Raw genomic sequence first — 18,392 nt, forward strand, 5'->3', positions numbered from 1 at the left:
GCCCGCGCGAAGGAGCATCGATGCACCGCGACGACGACACGACGGCGTACCTGCGCGCCGCGGGTGTGAGCCTGCTGATCGAGCTCACCGACCCGGTTCCCCGCATCCTGCACTGGGGAGCGGATCTCGGCGACGCCACCGATCTCGGCGCGGGCATGCGTCTCACGGGTGTTCCCGCCGTGCTGAACAACGCGCTGGATGCGACACGCACGCTCACGATCTGGCCGACCGAGCGCGACGGCTGGTCGGGGAGCCCCGCGCAGGCGGGCCATGCAGCCGGCGCCGCCACGACACCCCGGCCCCGCCTCGTGGATGCGCACGTGTCGCACGACGAGGCGGGCGGCGGCCGGATCCGCATCCTGATGCGCGATGAGGTGACCAGCCTGGACAGCGAGGCGACATACACCCTCGACCGCTTCGGTGTGCTGAGCGTCGCGCTCTCCCTCACGCGCCCGGCCGAGGGCGGCGCGGACGCACCTTACGACCTGGAGGCGCTGCGCGCCCTCATGCCCGTGCCTGCCCGCGCGAGCGAAGTGCTCGACTTCTCCGGCAAATGGGTACGCGAACGCTCGCCCCAGCGCGGGGCCCTGCGCGACGGCAGCCACGTGCGGCGCGCCCGGCGCGGCAAGCCCGGGCACGACTCACCGTTCCTGCTCACGCTGGGAACGCCGGGCTTCGGCTTCGGGCACGGTGAGCTCTGGAGCGCGCACCTCGCCTTCTCGGGCGACGCCGAGTACCTCGCCGAGAGGCTGCCCGAGAGCGCGGGGGCGCTGCGTTCGGTCATCGGCGTCGGCGAACTGCTCCGAGCCGGCGAGATCCGCCTCACCCCCGGCGAACGCTACGACGCGCCGCTCGCGATCTTCACCTGGTCGGATGCGGGTCTCGACGGCCTCTCGGATCGCCTGCACCGGCGTCTGCGCGCGCGGGCGACGCATCCCTCCTCGCCGCGCCCACTGACGCTCAACACCTGGGAAGCGGTCTACTTCGACCACGACCTGACGCGCCTGTCGGCGCTCGTCGAGCGCGCCTCGGCAGTCGGCGTGGAACGCCTCGTGCTGGACGACGGCTGGTTCCGCCACCGCCGATCCGACCGCGCCGGTCTCGGCGACTGGTACGTCGACGAGGACGTCTGGCCCGAGGGGCTCGAACCCCTCGTGACGCAGGTGCGCGCCGCGGGCATGCAGTTCGGCCTCTGGTTCGAACCGGAGATGATCAGTCCCGACTCCGACCTGGCTCGCGAGCATCCGGAGTGGATCCTCGCGCCTGCCGAAGGGCTCGGCGGCACGTCACGGCACCAGCAGGTGCTCGACATCGCCCGCCCCGAGGCGTGGACATACCTCTTGGAGCGCATCAGCGCGCTGGTCGCGGCGTATGACATCGACTACCTCAAGTGGGATCACAACCGCGATCTGCTCGAGGCCGTCGCACACCGCGGCGACGGCGACCGACCCGCGGTCCACAGGCAGACCCGCGCGCTGTACCGATTGCTCGACGAGCTGCGACGCCGGCATCCCGGTCTCGAGATCGAGACGTGTTCCGCGGGCGGCGGGCGTGTGGATCTCGGCATCCTGGAGCGCACCGACCGCGTGTGGGCCTCCGACTGCAACGATCCCGTCGAGCGCTCGCAGATCGAACGCTGGACCCGGCTGATCGTGCCGCCCGAGCTGATCGGCTCCCACCTGGGCGATGTCGAGGCGCACACGACCTCCCGCGTCACCGACCTGTCGTTCCGCTTCGTCACGGCGCTCACCGCGCACGCGGGCATCGAGGCGGACCTCACGCGCCAGGACGACGCGCAGCTGGCGGCGACCCGCGCCTGGGCCGACCTCTACAGGGAACTGCGCCCTCTGGTGCACAGCGGCCGCGTCGTCAATGCGGACCTCGTCGACGACGCGACGCAGCTCACGGGAATCATCGCGCAGGACGGGTCGCGCGCGCTCTTCACCTGGGCACGGCTGGCGAGCTCCGCCGACGGCCAGGTAGGCCGCATCCCGTTCCCCGGACTCGATGCGAAGGCGCGTTACGGCGTCCGCATCCGCACCGAGATCGGGCAGGCGAAGCGCCGCGACGTCACACCCCCGGAGTGGATCAGCCGTGCCCTGGAGGAAGAGGTCGTGCTGCCCGGGGCCGTGCTGGCGACAGCGGGCGTCCCGCTGCCGACGCTCGACCCGCAGCAGGCGATGCTCTTCGACGTGCGACGCCTCGACTGAACGCGCCGCCCCGGAGCGGAGGGGATGCGGTGAGCGGAGCGCGCCTCGAGGGATGCACGCGCTCCGCTCACCGGATCCCCTCCGCTCACCGCACCTGGGCGTCAGGCGTTGCCGGCAGCGATCAGCTCGTCGACCTGCTGCTCGCTCACGGGCGCGTTCGGGAAGGCGGCGAGGCGGCCGATCGGGAACGACGCCATCATCTTGATCATCCCCGCGTCGTCACCGAACATCGCGGTGATCGCCGGGCCGATGACAGGAGCCGTTGCCGGATTGTCCAGCAGCTCGCCGATCGACGACTCGCGCGACAGCCGCGGACGCACCTCGTCGCCTGCCAGCTCGAGCGCGACGGACGAGCGGATGTCGCGACTCGACGCTGCGACCTCGAAGACGTACTCGCCCGGCTCCACGACCCAGCCCTCGACGCGGATGTCCCAGTAGGCGAGGTCGCTAAGGCGGACGATCAGCTCGGCCGTGCGGGTCTCGCCCGCATCCAGCGCGACCGACAGGAACGACTTCAGCTCCCGGGGCGCCCGCTGCACGGCGGAAGCGGGCAGCGAGGAGTACACCTGCACGATCTCGCGCCCGGCGACGTCCCCGGTGTTGGTGACGTCGACCCGTACGCGCACGTCGCCCGCCTCGGTGATCTCGGCGGCGGCATCCCCGTAGGCGAAGCTCGTGTAGGAGAGGCCGTGTCCGAACGGGAAGGCGACGTCCTTCGCGGCCGCGTCGAAGCCGCGATAGCCGACGAGGAGGCCCTCGCCGTAGCGGACGTGGCCGAACTCCCCCGGGAAGCTGCCGTAGGAGGGGGTGTCCTCCAGCCGCAGCGGAATCGTCTCGGTGAGCTTTGCCGACGGGTTGACGTCGCCGAAGAGCACGTCCGCCGTAGCAGAGCCCCCGGCCTGGCCGAGCAGCCACCCCTCGAGGATCGCCGGCACCCGCTCGGCGAAGGGCAGTGCGACGACGCCGCCGTTGGAGAGCACGACGACCACGTTCCGGTTGGCCTTCACGATCTCGTCGACGAGAGCGAGCTGCACGGCGGGCAGATCGATGTGCGTGCGGTCGAACCCCTCGGACTCTTCCGCTGCCGGAAGGCCCAGGAACAGCACGACGCGTTCGGCGGATGCGGCGGCGGCCACCGCTTCGGCGCGCAGCGCCTCCGCATCCCCTCTGCCGTCGAAGGTGAAGCCCGCTGCGTACGCGACCTCGCTCTCAGCTGCCTCGCGGATCGCGTCGAGGGCCGCATCCACCCGCGTCGGGTTGATGAGCGAGGACCCCGCGCCCTGGAAGCGCGGCTCGGCGGCGAATGCACCGATGACGGCGATGCGTTGCGAGCGACCGAGCGGGAGGATGCCCCCGTCGTTCTTCAACAGCACGATCGAGCGACCGGCCGCCTCGCGGGCGAGTGCGTGGTGTGCGTCGACGTCCAGCGTCCCGGATGCGGCGGCCCGCGCTTCGGCCTTACGTACGAGCTCGAGCACGCGGCCGGCGGCGAGATCCACGGCGGCCTCGTCCAGCGAGCCGTCTCTCACGGCGGCGACGAGCTGCGCGTCGGTGCGTCCGCCGCTCGAGGGCATCTCGAGGTCGAGCCCCGCCATGACGCCGGCGACGCGGTCGTTGACTGCGCCCCAGTCTGAGACGACGAGCCCTTCGAAGCCCCACTCGCCGCGGAGCACGGAGGTGAGCAGCCAGGGATCCTCGGAGGCGTAGACGCCGTTGATGCGGTTGTACGAGCACATGACCGTCCACGGCTGCGCGTCTTCCACGACGCGCTGGAAGCCGCGCAGGTAGATCTCGCGTAGCGGCCGGGGATCGACGTCGCTCGAGACGCGGAGCCGGTCGGTCTCCTGGTTGTTCGCGGCGAAGTGCTTGAGCGAGGCTCCGACGCCACGCGACTGGATGCCGCGCACGAGGCCGGCTCCCATGACGCCCGACACGATCGGATCCTCGGAGAAGTACTCGAAGTTGCGGCCACACAGCGGCGAACGCTTGATGTTGACGCCGGGGCCGAGGATCACGGCGACGTCCTCGAGCGCGGACTCCGCCCCCAGGGCGACGCCCACCCGCTCCGCGAGCTCCGGGTCGAACGACGAGCCCAGGCCCACGGCGGGCGGGAAGCACGTGGCGGGAACGCTCTGCGCGAGACCGAGATGGTCGCTCGCCGCCGACTGCTTGCGCAATCCGTGGGGCCCGTCGGTCATCATGATCGAGGGCACCCCGACCCGGACGATCGGCTTGGTGGTCCAGAAATCGCGGCCGCTAGTGAGCGAAGCCTTCTCCTCGAGCGTCAGCTCGGCGGGGGACACATCCGTCATGGTGCTCCTTCGTGATCACGGCGCTGCTCCGCGCCGACGCGAAAAGCTTATGTCGCTCGGTTTTCGTCGCACAAGCGGTTTCGGGCATATCCTCGGGGACATGACGCAACGGGGGTCCTATGCGAAGGGCGTCGCCCGGCGCGAGCAAATCCTCGAGGCGGCGCTGGCCGTGATCGCCCGCGAGGGCTACCGCGCCGCATCCGTGCGCGAGATCGCGGACGCCGTCGGACTCAGCCAGGCGGGTCTGCTGCACTACTTCGACAGCAAGGAGCACCTGTTCGTCGAGATCCTCCGCAAGCGCGACGAGCTCGACCTGCGTACCTACCATCCCGCAGGCACGGAGGACGTGCCTGCGGCGTACGAGCGGATGATCGCGCACAACGCCCAGGTCCCCGGGCTCGTGCACCTGTTCGCGCGGATGTCGGTGGAGGCGAGCGATCCCGCGCATCCGGCGCACGCGTACTTCGCCGACCGCACCGCCGGATTCCTCGACGGCCTGCGCGACTGGTTCCAGCACGCGGTCGATGCCGGGCGGATGGCACCCGACATGTCGCCCGCCACCGCCAGCAGGCTCGTGCAGGCCGCGTGGGACGGCGCGCAGCTCCAGTGGCTGCTGGACCCCTCGGTCGACATGGCCGCGATCGTCCGCGCCGCGTTCCACAGCGCTCTCACCGGACGCGAGGCGCAGCTGCGATGACCGATCCGCTCGTCACCATCTCGACCGGCACCCTCCGAGGCCTCCGCCGCCCGGGCTCCCTCGCGTTCCTCGGCATCCCCTTCGCGGCCGCTCCCATCGGCGAGAACCGCTTCGCCGCCCCTCAGCCGGTGACGCCCTGGGACGGCGTGCGCGATGCGACCGCCTACGGCCCGACCCCGCAGCGCGGCGACACCGGGATCACGCTCATCCCCGAGCCGTCGGTGCCGGGCGACGCGACGCTCAACGTGAACGTCTTCACCCCGCGGGAGACGGATGCGGCGACCGCCTGCCCCGTTCTCGTGTGGATCCACGGGGGCGGCTACATCTCCGGCTCTCCCGCGAGCCCCTGGTACGACGGCGACACGTTCGCGCGTACGGGCATCGTCGTCGTGACCCTCTCGTACCGGCTCGGCTTCGACGGGTTCGGGGCGATCGAGGGAGCCGTGAGCAACCGCGGTGTGCGGGACTGGATCGCGGCCCTCGAGTGGGTGCAGCAGAACATCGCCGCGTTCGGCGGCGACCCCGCGCGCGTGACGATCGGCGGCCAGTCCGCCGGCGGCGGGGCGGTGCTCACGCTGCTGGGCATGCCGTCGGCGCAACACCTCTTCTCGGCGGCCTGGTCGATCTCCGGCGCGCTCGGGGATGTTCCGCTCGATGAGGCCCGCGCCCGCGGAGCGCGCCTGGCGGCCGCGGCGGGCGTGAGCGCGGATCGCGACGGCTTCGCCTCGGTGCCCGAAGAGAGACTGCACGCCCTGCAGAGCACGATCGAGCTCGCCCCGCACCGCGGACGGCTCGCACCGCTGCGGGAGATGATCGCCGAGCGCGCGTGGGGACCCGCCGTCGACGGCGAACTTCTCCACACCGACACCCCGACCTCGATCGCCTCGGGTGTCGGCGCCGACAAGCCGCTGCTGATCGGCTCCACGGCCGACGAGTTCACGATGGTGACCGACTCCTTCGCCCACAAGCTGCGCCTCGTCCCCGCCTGGCTGGCGTTGGCGGCCCTGGGACTCGACCGGCGGCGGCGGCGCGCCTACCTGCGCCACAACCCCGGCCCCCGCGCGAAGGGCACCGCAGCCGTGCTCGGGCGCTACGTGACCGACCGCGTCTTCGGCGCGCTCGTGCCACGCGTGGCCGATGCCCGCCGATCGGCCGCTCAGACGTGGGCGTACCGGTTCACCTGGCCCTCGCCCACGATCGGCTGGGCATGCCACTGCCTCGACGTGCCGTTCTGGTTCGGACGACTCGAGGCCGACGGCGTCGCCCGGATCGCGGGGACGAATCCGCCCGCATCCCTCGCCGAACGGATGCACGCGACGGCGGTGGCCTTCATCCGCGACCACCGCACGGCGTGGACGCCGTGGGGCGAGGCGCCCGGCACCACGCAGGTCTTCGACCTCGACTCCCCGGTCGTCGCCGACGGGTACGCCGGCACCGCCGCGCTGCTCTGACGCTCCCGCTCTTTTCCCGCGCTCGGCTCAGGCCTCGCGGGGCAGCGGCGGGATAAGGACGGCGCGCGGCATCCGGGCGCGCATGACGGCGACCGCATCCGCGTTGTCGTCGACGAGCACGGCGTGCCGACCGAGGGGTGCAGCGACCGCACCGGTCGTGCCGCTGCCGGCGAAGAGGTCCAGCACCGCGTCGCCGGGACGACTGGATGCCTGCACGATACGACGCAGCACCCCCTCGGGCTTCTGTGTCGGATACCCCGTCTTCTCGCTGCCGGAGGTCGGCACGATCGTGTGCCACCACACATCCGTGGGCAGCTTGCCGCGCGCGGCCTTCTCGGCGGTGACGAGCCCCGGGGCCATGTAGGGCTCACGATTCACCGCATCCGCGTCGAAGAAGTACCGCGCCGGATCCTTCACGTACACGAGGATCGTCTCGTGCTTCGTCGGCCATCGGCGCCGGCTCTTGGCGCCGTAGTCGTAGGCCCACACGATCTCGTTCAGGAATCGGTCGCGACCGAAGAGCGCGTCGAGCATGACCTTCGCGTAGTGAACCTCGCGGTAGTCGAGATGCAGGTACAGCGTGCCGTCGTCCGCCAGCAGGCGCCAGGCCTCGAGCAGCCGCGGCTCGAGAAAGCCCCAATAGTCGTCGAAACGGTCGTCGTACGCACGCAGATCTCCCCGCAGCCGTGCGTACTCCTGCCCGCGGAAGCCGGGCCGGGAGACCGCATCCGCGGCAGGCGCGGCCGCCGTCTCGATCGCGCGGATGCGGGAGCGCCCCGTGTTGAACGGCGGATCGAGGTAGACGAGTGTGAAGGCTCCGGAGGGGAGCTCCCTCGCGATGGCCAGATTGTCGCCGTGGTGGATGGCGACCGTTCCGACGCTGACGTCGCTCACGGCACGCGCTGCAGCCACGCATCCGTGGCGAACTTGCTCTGAACGAGCGCTTCCGCCTCGGCGTATTCCTCTTCGGTGATATGTCCGGTGGTCGCGCCGTACATCGTGGTGAAGGTGCTGATGAAGCGGTCGATGATCTGCTCTCGGGGAAGTCCCGTCTGGCGCCGCAGCGGGTCGACGCGCTTGGCCGCCGACACCGTGCCCTTGTCGCTCAGCTTCTCGCGCCCGATGCGGAGCACCTCGGTCATGACCTCGCCGTCGAGGTCGTAGCTCAGCGTCGCGTGATGCAGGACGCCGCCGTTGGCGAGGCGCTTCTGCGCGGCACCGCCGATCTTGCCCTGCGGGGAGGAGATGTCGTTGAGCGGCTGATAGGTCGCCTCGACGCCGAGCGAGCGCAGCGCCTGGAGCGCCCAGTCGTCGAGGAACGCGTAGGAGTCGGCGAAGGTCATGCCTGCCACGAGGGATGCCGGGACGTACAGCGAGTAGGTGATGATCGCGTTGGCGCCCATCATCATCGCGCCGCCGCCCGAGATCCGTCGCACGACGTCGTAGCCGTGGCGGGCCGCGCCGTCGGGGTCGACCTCGTTGCGCAGCGACTGGAAGGAGCCGATCACCACAGCGGACTCGTTCCACTCCCAGAGCCGAAGGGTGGGGTTGCGACGGCCGTCTCCCACACGGGCGGTGAGCACCTCGTCGAGTGCGAGGTTCATCCTCGGCGAGACCGGCCCGTCGTGCACGACCTCCCAGGAGAAGTCCTTCCACCCGGGAGCGGTGACCAGCGCCCGCCGCACGACCGTGCCGACCGCCTCGGGCGAGAAGCCGAGCAGCTGTGCGCCGTCCGGGAGCGCGGCGCGCACGGCGGCGGCGATGGCAGCCGCATCCGTCTCGACCGAGAGCCCCTCGACCGCGCGGTTGATGTCGATCAGCGCCTCGTCCGGCTCGAGGAAGAAGTCGCCCGCGAGGTGCACGTCGGCGATGCGCCCCTCCCGCACCTCGAGATCGACGACAACGAGCTTGCCCCCGGGGACCTTGTACTCACCGTGCATGTTCTCAGCCTAGGTCGCCCGGGAACCTCAGACTCGGGGAGGGATGCGGGCGTCGAGCCAGGCGAGCAGATCGGCGCGCACGTCGGCCTGCACGACCTCGTTGAAGATCTCGTGGCGCGCGCCGGGGTAGACGAGGGTCGTGACGTCGGTGAGCCCGGAGCGCTCGCGATACTCTGCGGCGAGTTTGTGGACGCTGCGGGGGCCGCCGACGGTGTCGTCGCGCCCGACCATGAGCAGGATCGGGATGTCGCGGCCCAGATCGCGGCGCGGACGCCCGAACAGTCGCGCCGCATCGACGGGGCCGAAGAGCTTCAGCAGGGGCGTGCCGGTGGTGAGCGGGTCGTCGGCGAACGCGCGTCCGACCGAGAGATCGCTCGACAGCCACGCGGTTCCGGTGGCGTCCTCTCGCCGCCATGGCGCGTTCAGGTTGCCGGCGTTGAGCGTGCCCGGCAGACGCAGCGCCGATCCCGACAGCACGACGGCGTCGTAGGCCTCGGGATGCCGGTTCACCAGGATCTGTGCGAGGAACGACCCCCAGGAGTGACCCAGCAGCACGAGCGGCAGGTCGGGGTTCTCGTCTCGGATGCGGCGGGTCAGCTGCCAGACGGCATCCACCGCCGCCCGGTGTCCGCCGCGACCGAGCCGGCCGAGCCGCGCGGGATCCCCCCACTGCTTCATACCGGTACGTCCGTGCCCGCGGTGGTCGTCCGCGTAGACCGTGAAGCCGGCCTGGGTGAGGGCGGAGATCAGCACGGGGTAGCGACCGGCGTGCTCGCCGACTCCGTGGAGGAGTTGCACGACACCGCGCGCGGGGCCCTGAGCGGGATGGACGTCGTAGACGATCGCGACGCCGTGCGCGTCGGTGAACTCCGGCATGGTCTCGATTTTATGGGCTTCGCGCACCGCTGACGGGTGTAGCCTCTGCTCGAGAAAGCTAGAAAAGCGAGACAAATTATGAACGCTCCGTCATCCCGTCGCTGGGCGGGCCTGGTCTTCATCAGCGTCGCGGTGTCGCTGATCATCGTCGACTCGACGATCGTGAACGTCGCGGTGCCCTCGATCGTCGACGAGCTCGGCGTCTCCTCGACCGAGGTGCAGTGGATCCAGGAGGCGTACACGCTCGTCTTCGCCGCGTTCCTGCTGCTGTTCGGGTCGATCGCCGACCGGATCGGCCGGCGACGCCTCATGCTCATCGGCGTCGTCCTGTTCGCCCTCGCCTCCATCGGCGCGGCACTCGCCCCGGACGGGCGCCTGCTGATCCTCGCCCGTCTCGTGCAAGGGGTGGGTGGCGCGATGATCCTGCCGACGACCCTCTCCCTCATCAATGCGACCTTCCGCGGCAAGGAGCGCGGCATCGCGTTCGCCGTGTGGGGCTCGACGATCGGCGGCATGGCCGCGGTCGGACCACTCCTGGGAGGCTGGCTCACCACGGCGTTCTCGTGGCGCTGGGCCTTCGGCATCAACCTGCCTCTCGCCGTCATCATCGTGATCGGTGTGCTACTGACCGTCCCGGAGTCGCGGGAGTCGGTTCGGCGCGGCATCGACGGGGTGGGCGCACTCCTGTCCGTCATCCTCTTCGGCTCGCTCGTGTTCGGACTCATCGAGGGCCGCACCTATGGCTGGTGGCAGAACACCGACACCACCTTCTCGCTCGGCTCGTTCACCTGGCCGTTCTCGATCTCGCCCGTGCCCGTGGCCTTCGCGATCGCCGTCGTCGCGCTCATCGCCTTCATCTCGTGGAGCGTCCATCGAGTCCACCGCGGCCGCGCCGCTCTCCTCGATCTGTCGCTCTTCCGCATCGGCACCTTCCGCGACGGCAACCTCGTCGCACTCACGGTCGCCCTCGGCGAGTTCGGCATCATCCTGTCGCTGCCCCTGTGGCTGCAGTTCGTCCTCGGTTTCGACGCGCTGCAGACAGGTTTGGTGCTCCTGGCCCTCGCGATCGGCTCCTTCGTCGCGAGCGGTTTCGCAGGGGCCGCATCCGGCCGCGTGACACCGGTCACGATCGTGCGGGTCGGGCTTCTCGCCGAGATCATCGGCATCGTCTGGGTGGGCCTCGTCGTCGCCCCGGATGCGGCCTGGGGCTGGCTGCTGCCGGCGCTGTTCGTCTACGGGTTCGGCGTGGGACTCGCAACCGCACAGCTCACGGGCGTCATCCTGCAGGACGTCCCGGTCGAGCTCTCCGGACAGGGCTCGGGCACGCAGTCCACCTCCCGCCAGGTCGGTGCGGCGCTCGGCGTCGCGATCCTCGGCACCGTGTTGTTCACCTCGACCGGCGGCCTGCTGGCGGGCTCGCTCGACGATGCGGGCCTGCCCGCATCCCAGCGCGATCAGATCGTCTCCAGCGTCGTCGACTCCGCGGGCGGCGCCATCGCAGGCCTCGCCGCGAACCCGCAGACGGCCGAGATCGCGACCGCCGCCGAGACCGCGTTCTCCGACGGCACCCGCTACGCCGCGTTAACCGCGGCGGGGTTCATCGCGGTGGGCCTGGTGGCGACACTCACCCTCGGCGGCCGCCGCCGCGAGGAGATCGAGACCGAGTGAGCTCTCGATCCTTAGCAAGACTAATGAGCTATGCTAAGGATCGAGATGACCGACGATTCCCCCCGCGCCGCCGAGGCGGCAGAGCTGCGCATGTCCGTCTTCCGCCTGGCCCGGCGCCTGCGTGCCCAGCGCGCGGTCGACTCGATGAGCGACGGGCAGTTCTCGGTGCTCATGGCGCTGAAGGTCAACGGCACGCGGACTCTCGGCGAGCTCGCCGCACGCGAGCGGGTGACCGCGCCGTCGATGAACCGCACGGTCAACTGCCTCGAGGAGTCGGGCTACCTCGAGCGCCGGAGCGACGACACCGACCGCCGCAAGGTCAACATCGTGCTCACGGATGCGGGCCGCGCCGTCGTCGAAGAGACGGTCCGCCGTCGCAACGCCTGGCTCGAGGAGGCGCTCGACGAGCTGGACGCCGATGAACGCGCGACGCTGCATGCCGCATCCGAGATCCTGCGCCGGGTGGCCGAGCGATGAGCGCGATGTTCCGCTCGATGCGGCTGTTCAACTACCGCGTCTGGTTCCTCGGCGCGCTCGTCTCCAACATCGGCGGCTGGATGCAGGCGACGGCCCAGGACTGGGTGGTTCTGACGCAGCTCACCGACAACGATGCGACGGCCATGGGCGTCACGATGGCGCTGCAGTTCGGGCCGCCCCTCGTGCTCGTCAGCATCACGGGCTGGGCGGCCGACCGCTTCGATCGCCGGCGGATGCTGCTGGTCACCCAGTCGACGCTGATGCTGCTGGCCGTGGCCGTCGGCGTCCTGCTGCTGACGAACGTCATGACGCTGCCGCTCATGTGGTGCTTCGCGGCGGCGTTCGGCGTCGCCAACGCGTTCGACGCGCCGGCGCGTCAGGCGTTCGTGACCGACATCGTGTCGCGCGACGACGCCTCCAACGCCGTCGCACTCAACTCCGCATCCTTCAACGCCGCGCGTCTGCTGGGACCGGCGATCGGCGGTGTGCTGATCGTGCTGGTGGGCACCGGGTGGGTCTTCATGGTCAACGCGGGCACCTTCCTCGCGATGCTCGTCGCGCTCATGCTCGTGCGGGTGCGCGAGCTCGTGCCGCGCACCCGCGCACCGGGCGGCGCGCGTCTGGCCGACGGCTTCCGCTACGTCGCGGGGCGGCCGGATCTGAAGGTGATCTTCGCGATGGTGTTCCTGATCGCGGCCTTCGGCATGAACTTCCCGATCTTCGCCTCCACCATGGCGGTGCAGTTCGGGCAGCAGGCCGACGGGTACGGGCTGCTGAGCTCCGTGCTCGCCGTCGGCTCCCTCGCGGGCGCGCTGCTGGCCGCACGGCGCGATCGCGCCCGGATGCGGGTCGTGATCGCAGCGCTGGGAGCCTTCGGCGTCTTCTCCCTCATCTCGGCGGCGATGCCGACCTACCCGCTCTACGCCGTGAGCCTCGTGTTCGTCGGCTTCAGCACCGTCACCATCCTCACCACCGCGAACGGCTACGTGCAGACCACGACGGATCCGGCCCTGCGCGGCCGTGTGCTCGCGCTGTACATGGCGGTCATCATGGGCGCCACCCCCATCGGCGCCCCGATCGCCGGCTGGGTCGCCGACACGTGGGGACCGCGCGCCGCGATCGATGTCGGCGCCGTCGCGGGCCTCGTCGGCTGCGCGATCGGCGTCACGTGGCTCCTCGCATCCGGCCGGGTGCGCCGTGACCCCGAGGCTCGCCTGCGGTTCGAGATCGACGAGACCCGGCCCGTCCGCGTCGTCGCTCCGGAGGAGTTCAGCGACGAGGTCGCCGCAGCCACCGCACCGGTGACCCTCCCGGATGCGGCAGCGCGCCGCCGCATCCGCCGCCGCTCGCGGCGCACCGCCCGCGCCCCGCGTCCGTGACCCGCCGCGCCCGGCCCGGCGCGCTCGAACGACCCGGCGCGACGGCGAAGCGCGGATCAGGCCTCGCGGGTGATCGTGACCTTCACGTGCAGGTTGCTCTTGAACGGTCCCGCGTACACGCCTCGCAGCGGCGGCACGTCGTTGTAGTCGCGTCCGCGCCCCACGAGCACGTGACGATCGCCGATCTCGATGTTGTTCGTCGGGTCGAAGCCCGTCCACTCGCCGGCGAACCACTCGACCCACGCGTGCGACTCCCCCGTCACCGCGACGCCCACCTCGGCCTGCGGACGCGGATGCAGGTAGCCGGACACGTAGCGCGCCGGAATGCCCACGGAGCGCAGCGCGCCGATCGCGATGTGCGCCATGTCCTGGCACACGCCCTTGCGCGCCTCCCACGCGTCGATCGCCGTCGAGTGCACCCCGGTCACACCGTGCATGTACTCGACCGCATCCCCGATCGCGACGCAGATCTCGTGCGCCGCGCGGCCCGGGTCGTCGTGCCGCGATGCGTAGGATGCGGCGAGCTCGACGACCTCGGGATGAGGGCGCGTCCGGTGCGTCTGCGTCAGCTGCTCGACCGTCTCGAGCGACCGCGCGGCCTCGGCCGCGAGACGATCCCAGGTGATGCCGGTGTGCTCGATGGGCCGCGGGCGCACCTCGACGAGCGAACGCGCGGTGATCGTCAGCGCCTGATGGGGCGAGAGCACGTCGAACGCGCTCACCCGCGTGCCGAAGTAGTCGACGTAGGTGTTGACGGCGGTCGACGGCTCGATCTCGAGCGCCGCACTGAGCACGAACTGGCTCTCGGTGGTGCCGGGAAGCATTCGCGCCTCGTTGTAGGACGCCGAGACGTCGCCGCCGTACCGGAAGCCCGTCTCGTGCTCGATCCGCAGCCGCTTCATGAGGTCTCTCCGATCCAGCTGGGCTCGGCCTGCGTCGGGAAGAACCGCTGACGGATGGCGTCGGACGCCTCACGCGTGACGGTCTGCACCCGGAGCATGTGGGTGGGAAGCTCGCTCAGGATCTCGCTGATCGGCAGGTACTCGAGGTCGTTGCGGATGCGCCCGAGCGCGCGCAGCACCTGGTTCGAGTGGCCGACGCGGTCCTCACGCGGGTCGATCGCGGAGATGCACTCCTCGGCCCGCGAGATCGAGTAGATGATCGAGCGCGGGAAGAGGCGGTCGAGCAGTAGGAACTCCGCGGCGTTGCGCGCGCTCGGCATGCCGCGGTAGGTGCGCAGATACGCCTCGTACGCACCGCAGGAGCGCAGGATGGTCGTCCATGACGGACCCGATGCCTCGGTCAGCGACCGGGTCGCGAGCAGTCGCGCCGTCATGTCGGCGCGTTCGATCGACCGGCCGAGGGTGAAGAACTGCCAGGCCTCGTCCCGGCTCGTCGACGAGTCGACGACGCCGACGGCGAGCGCGGCGCGCTCGCGCACCCACTGGAAGAACTCGTGCACCTTGTCGGTCTGCAGTCGTCGCGGCATCCGCGCGTTGGTCGTGTTCAGGCACTCCCACAGCTCGGTCGAGACGATCTCGCGCGCACGGCGGGCGTTCTCGCGCGCCGAGGTCAACGAATAGAGGATGCTCGACGGGTTCATGCGGTCGACGGCGAGGCGGGAGAGCACGTGCTCGCGCGTGACGGTCTCGACGCCGTCGGGCGGCGAGGAGCCCATGACCGCGAGCAGCGAGCGGCAGGCGGTGTCCTCATCGATCCACGGATCCTCCAGCAGCAGCTGCAGGTGCACGTCGAGGATGCGGGCCGTGCCGTCGCTGCGCTCGATGTAGCGCCCGATCCAGAACAGGCTCTCGGCAATCCGGCTCAGCAGCATTGCGCACCCCCGTCCATGTCCCGGTTGCTGCAACGCATGTCCCGGTTGCTGCAGTTTTCGGGGTCGATTCCTGCGGGAAGTGGGACATGCCCCGGGGCGGATGCGGCGGCACGGGCCTGTTGCTGCTGCTCCTGCTGCTCGACGTTCGAGCGGGGGCGGTCCTGCGGCGAATGGTCGACCTCGTCGGGGGTGACCTCGAGTGCCGCATCCGTGATGATCGGAATGGACTGCGTGATCGTCGAGGCCTGGTCGGCCACGAGCCCCGCCAGTCCCTGACCCTGCCCGTACTCGACGTGACCCGGGGCCGCGCCGCCGACGACCCACGTGTCCTTCGACCCGCCGCCCTGGCTCGAGTTGACGACGAGCTGCCCCTCCGGGAGCGCCACCCGCGTGAGACCGCCGGGCAGCACCCAGATGTCGTCGCCGTCGTTCACCGCGAACGGTCGCAGGTCGGCGTGGCGGGGCCGCATCCCGTCCTCGACGAGCGTCGGGATGGTGGAGAGCATGACGACCGGCTGCGCGATCCACCCGCGCGGGTCGGCCAGCAGGGTCTTGCGCAGCGTGTCGAGCTCGGCGCGCGAGGCGTCGGGGCCGACGACGAGCCCCTTGCCGCCGGAGCCGTCGACCGGCTTCACGACGAGCTCGTCGAGCCGGTCGAGCACCTCTTCGAGCGCCGCCGGGTCCTCGAGGCGCCACGTGTCCACGATCGGCAGGATCGGCTCCTCCGACAGGTAGTAGCGGATGAGGTCGGGCGTGTAGGTGTAGAGCAGCTTGTCGTCGGCGACGCCGTTGCCCACCGCGTTGGCGATCGTGACGTTGCCCATGCGCGCGGCGAGCATGAGTCCCGGCGCGCCCAGCATCGAATCGGCCCGGAACTGCAGCGGGTCGAGGAAGTCGTCGTCGACCCGGCGGTAGATGACGTCGACCCGCTTGGGGCCGCGGGTCGTGCGCATGAAGACGCGCCCGCCCATGCACAGCAGGTCGCGCCCCTCGACGAGTTCCACGCCCATGAGTCGCGCGAGCAGCGTGTGCTCGAAGTACGCCGAGTTGTAGACGCCCGGCGTGAGCACGACGACGTTGGGGTCGTCGATCCCGGGCGGGGCCGAGGCGCGCAGAGCTGCGAGCAGCTTGTTGGGGTAGTCGCCCACCGGACGCACCCGCATCGAGAGGAACAGCTCGGGCAGCGTCTGCGCCATGACGCGACGGTTGGAGATGACGTAGCTGACGCCCGAGGGCACGCGCACGTTGTCTTCGAGCACCCGCATCTTGCCGTGCTCGTCGCGGATGAGGTCGATGCCGGACACCTGGATGCGGACGCCGTTCGCCGAGTGGATGCCGGCGGCCTGACGGTAGAAGTACTGGCTCGACGCGATCAGACGCGCGGGGATCACCCCGTCGCGCACGCAGTTCTGGCGGCCGTAGGCGTCGTCGAGGAACGCTTCGAGGGCCCGGACGCGCTGCTTGACGCCCGCCTCGATCTCGCTCCACTCCGCGTAGTCGATGATGCGGGGCACGGCATCCAGCGGGAACGGCCGCTCCTCGCCCGCGAAGTCGAAGGTGACGCCCTGAGCGAGGTAGCTGGAGGCGAGCGACTCCGTGCGCCCGCGCAGCTCCTCCTGCGTCATGCGCGCCAGCGCCTGGTAGAGCTCGCGATAGGCGCTGCGCGACTCCGCCGCCGCGCCAGGATGCGCGGGATGACCGAACATCTCGTCGAACGCGGGCAGCCCCTGCGGGGTCTTGCGCGGCGCGAGAGTGGAGCCGTAGCCGTCGAACAAGTCGCCCATGCGATGAGCCTAATCGCGCGCGTATTGCCGGGATGTTTCTCCGCACCCCACGATGTGGATCGCGTCGTCGTCCCTCACCCGCTCCGCCCCGCATCCCGCGCCCGCTGGGCGCACATCCCGCATCCGCTGAGCGCACCCCGCACCCGCTCGCGCAACGTCCGCGTCTCAAACCTGCACGCACCACACCCCGCGAACGTGCACAAGTGAGACACCCACCGCCCCCGCGCATCCCGCACCCGCTCGCGCAACGTCCGTGTCTCAAACCTGCACGCACCACACCCCGCGAACGTGCACAAGTGAGACACGCAACGCCCCACGCGCCCCCGCCGGCGTGCGTGTCTCAAACGTGCACGCGAGATGTCTCGCACGCGTGCATTTGTGAGACACGCATACCGACCCGACACGCATACCGGCCCGACACGCACACCGGCGAGACACGCACATCCGCCCGCCCCGACACTCACCCCACCCCGGGCGCACCGGCCCACCCCCGGAACCCCGTTCCACACACGCCGCCCCGCCCCACACCACGGGTCAGGGGCGGGTGCGGGCGGCGCACAGCGCGCTGACCATGAGGCACCCGAGCATGCCGGCCGCCATGGGAACGGCGGTGTGCGAACCGAGGACGCCGCCCACGGGCGCCACCGCGGCGGCCACCGCGTACTGCGCCGACCCCATCAGGGCCGCTCCCGCTCCCGCCGCGAACCGCGCCCGCGAGAGGGCGACGGCGCTCGCACTCGCGAGAACAGCGGAGGCCGCGGCGCCGCTCACGAGAACGGGCACGAGGAAGGTCACGAGCGTGAACGGTCCCCACAGCGCGAAGATCAGCAGCGCCGCGGTCGCGACGAGCGCCGCCCCCTGCGCGGCCGCCATCATCCGTCGGATGCCGAAACGCCCCACCAGCACGGCGTTGACCGTGCTGCCCGCGAGCACGGAACCGGCGTAGAGCGCGTAGACGAGCGCGAAGCCCCACGGCCCCGTGTGCAGGATCTCCTGCGCGACGAAGGACGATGCGGCGGAGTGCACCGCGAGCGCTGCGAACGCGAACGCCATCGACAGGGCGGGCAGGACGTACCCGCCATCGCGCAGCAGGCGGCCGTAGTTGGCGGCCATCGCGCCGAACCGGAGGGTCTGGCGCCGCCCTCGCTCCAGGCTCTCGGGCACGAGGACGGCCGCCACGGCCAGTGCGAGCGCGGCGAGGACAGCGAGCGCGAGGAAGCCCGCCCGCCATCCGCCGACCTGCAGCGCAGCGGCCCCGAGGATGGGCGCCGCGAACGGCCCCGCCGCGATCACCGACATGAGGATGCTGTACGCACGGGCGGCGGCCACCCCGGTCGCCAGGTCCGCCACGACCGCTCGCGCCACGACGACCACCGCCGCAGCCCCCAGCCCCTGCGCCGCGCGCGTCGCCACGAGCACCTCGATCGAGCCTGCGGCAGCGGATGCGGCAGCGGAGGCGGCCAGCAGCCCCAGCCCGCACAGCAGCGCCGGGCGGCGACCGGTCGCGTCCGAGAGCGGTCCGATCAGCAGCTGTCCGCCCGCGACGCCGAGAAGAAAGCCGGTGTAGACCATCTGGCCGCCCGCGGTGGTGGTGCCGAGTTCGTGGACGATCACGCCGAGGCCCGGCAGGAAGAGGCTGGCCGCGAGCGGGTTGGCGGTCATGAGCAGACCGAGCACGAGAACGAGACCCGCGGTCAGCGGCCGCGACGCCGTCATCGGAGTACCGCTCGCACGAGACTTGAGTGTACGCATTGCGTGCAAGCG

The 18,392-nt window shown here is 70.9% G+C and carries 14 protein-coding genes; 6 read left to right on the plus strand and 8 right to left on the minus strand.

The window, feature by feature from the left end:
- Positions 1-20: 20 nt before the first annotated feature.
- Positions 21-2,210: an alpha-galactosidase gene (locus tag QE377_RS05195; protein WP_307320205.1), complete on the plus strand. Its 2,190-nt coding sequence runs from the start codon at positions 21-23 to the stop codon at positions 2,208-2,210.
- A gap of 101 nt (positions 2,211-2,311) precedes the next feature.
- On the opposite strand, the gene QE377_RS05200 is transcribed toward QE377_RS05195, so the two are convergent.
- Positions 2,312-4,522, minus strand: coding sequence for a glycoside hydrolase family 3 C-terminal domain-containing protein (locus tag QE377_RS05200; RefSeq protein ID WP_307320206.1), 2,211 nt, complete (start codon positions 4,520-4,522; stop codon positions 2,312-2,314).
- A 100-nt stretch (positions 4,523-4,622) separates the two neighbouring features.
- Here QE377_RS05200 and QE377_RS05205 point away from each other — a divergent pair, with 100 nt between their 5' ends.
- Both QE377_RS05205 and QE377_RS05210 read left to right on the plus strand, forming a co-directional pair.
- Positions 4,623-5,219, plus strand: coding sequence for a TetR/AcrR family transcriptional regulator (locus QE377_RS05205; RefSeq protein WP_307320207.1), 597 nt, complete (start codon positions 4,623-4,625; stop codon positions 5,217-5,219).
- Positions 5,216-6,670 carry a carboxylesterase/lipase family protein gene (locus QE377_RS05210; RefSeq protein WP_307320208.1) on the plus strand — a complete coding sequence of 485 codons (1,455 nt, stop codon included), beginning with the start codon at positions 5,216-5,218 and terminating at the stop codon, positions 6,668-6,670. Before QE377_RS05205 ends, QE377_RS05210 begins: the two co-directional genes overlap by 4 nt.
- A gap of 27 nt (positions 6,671-6,697) precedes the next feature.
- On the opposite strand, the gene QE377_RS05215 is transcribed toward QE377_RS05210, so the two are convergent.
- From QE377_RS05215 to QE377_RS05225, 3 genes are read right to left on the minus strand one after another with little or no spacing between them, the layout of a single operon-like run.
- Positions 6,698-7,582: a site-specific DNA-methyltransferase gene (locus tag QE377_RS05215; RefSeq protein WP_307320209.1), complete on the minus strand. Its 885-nt coding sequence runs from the start codon at positions 7,580-7,582 to the stop codon at positions 6,698-6,700.
- Complete coding sequence (locus tag QE377_RS05220; protein ID WP_307320211.1) at positions 7,561-8,610, minus strand: biotin/lipoate A/B protein ligase family protein; 1,050 nt, start codon at positions 8,608-8,610, stop codon at positions 7,561-7,563. Before QE377_RS05220 ends, QE377_RS05215 begins: the two co-directional genes overlap by 22 nt.
- Before the next feature lie 27 nt (positions 8,611-8,637).
- On the minus strand, positions 8,638-9,486 hold the full coding sequence (locus tag QE377_RS05225) for an alpha/beta fold hydrolase (protein WP_307320213.1): 849 nt from the start codon (positions 9,484-9,486) through the stop codon (positions 8,638-8,640).
- 78 nt (positions 9,487-9,564) lie between these two features.
- Here QE377_RS05225 and QE377_RS05230 point away from each other — a divergent pair, with 78 nt between their 5' ends.
- Genes QE377_RS05230 through QE377_RS05240 form a run of 3 tightly spaced genes read left to right on the plus strand, consistent with a single transcriptional unit; the run spans position 9,565 to position 13,010 of the window.
- Positions 9,565-11,154, plus strand: coding sequence for a DHA2 family efflux MFS transporter permease subunit (locus QE377_RS05230; RefSeq protein ID WP_307320215.1), 1,590 nt, complete (start codon positions 9,565-9,567; stop codon positions 11,152-11,154).
- 45 nt (positions 11,155-11,199) lie between these two features.
- On the plus strand, positions 11,200-11,631 hold the full coding sequence (locus QE377_RS05235) for a MarR family winged helix-turn-helix transcriptional regulator (RefSeq protein WP_307320217.1): 432 nt from the start codon (positions 11,200-11,202) through the stop codon (positions 11,629-11,631).
- A 5-nt stretch (positions 11,632-11,636) separates the two neighbouring features.
- Positions 11,637-13,010 carry an MFS transporter gene (locus tag QE377_RS05240; RefSeq protein ID WP_307325878.1) on the plus strand — a complete coding sequence of 458 codons (1,374 nt, stop codon included), beginning with the start codon at positions 11,637-11,639 and terminating at the stop codon, positions 13,008-13,010.
- Between the two features lie 56 nt (positions 13,011-13,066).
- Here the strand turns inward: QE377_RS05240 and QE377_RS05245 are convergent, their stop codons facing one another.
- From QE377_RS05245 to QE377_RS05260, 4 genes are all read right to left on the minus strand, one after another.
- Positions 13,067-13,912 (minus strand): transglutaminase family protein, encoded by an 846-nt coding sequence (locus QE377_RS05245; RefSeq protein WP_307320218.1) that lies wholly within the window; start codon positions 13,910-13,912, stop codon positions 13,067-13,069.
- A complete protein-coding gene (locus tag QE377_RS05250; protein ID WP_307325880.1) occupies positions 13,909-14,841 on the minus strand; it encodes an alpha-E domain-containing protein in 933 nt (310 codons plus the stop codon). Before QE377_RS05250 ends, QE377_RS05245 begins: the two co-directional genes overlap by 4 nt.
- Positions 14,835-16,628: a circularly permuted type 2 ATP-grasp protein gene (locus QE377_RS05255; RefSeq protein WP_307320220.1), complete on the minus strand. Its 1,794-nt coding sequence runs from the start codon at positions 16,626-16,628 to the stop codon at positions 14,835-14,837. The genes QE377_RS05250 and QE377_RS05255 overlap by 7 nt, the downstream gene beginning before the upstream one ends.
- 534 nt (positions 16,629-17,162) lie before the next feature.
- Positions 17,163-18,344 (minus strand): MFS transporter, encoded by a 1,182-nt coding sequence (locus tag QE377_RS05260; protein ID WP_307320222.1) that lies wholly within the window; start codon positions 18,342-18,344, stop codon positions 17,163-17,165.
- Between the last annotated feature and the right edge of the window lie 48 nt (positions 18,345-18,392).

This window comes from Microbacterium sp. SORGH_AS_0862 (genome assembly GCF_030818795.1).
GTDB lineage: Bacteria > Actinomycetota > Actinomycetes > Actinomycetales > Microbacteriaceae > Microbacterium.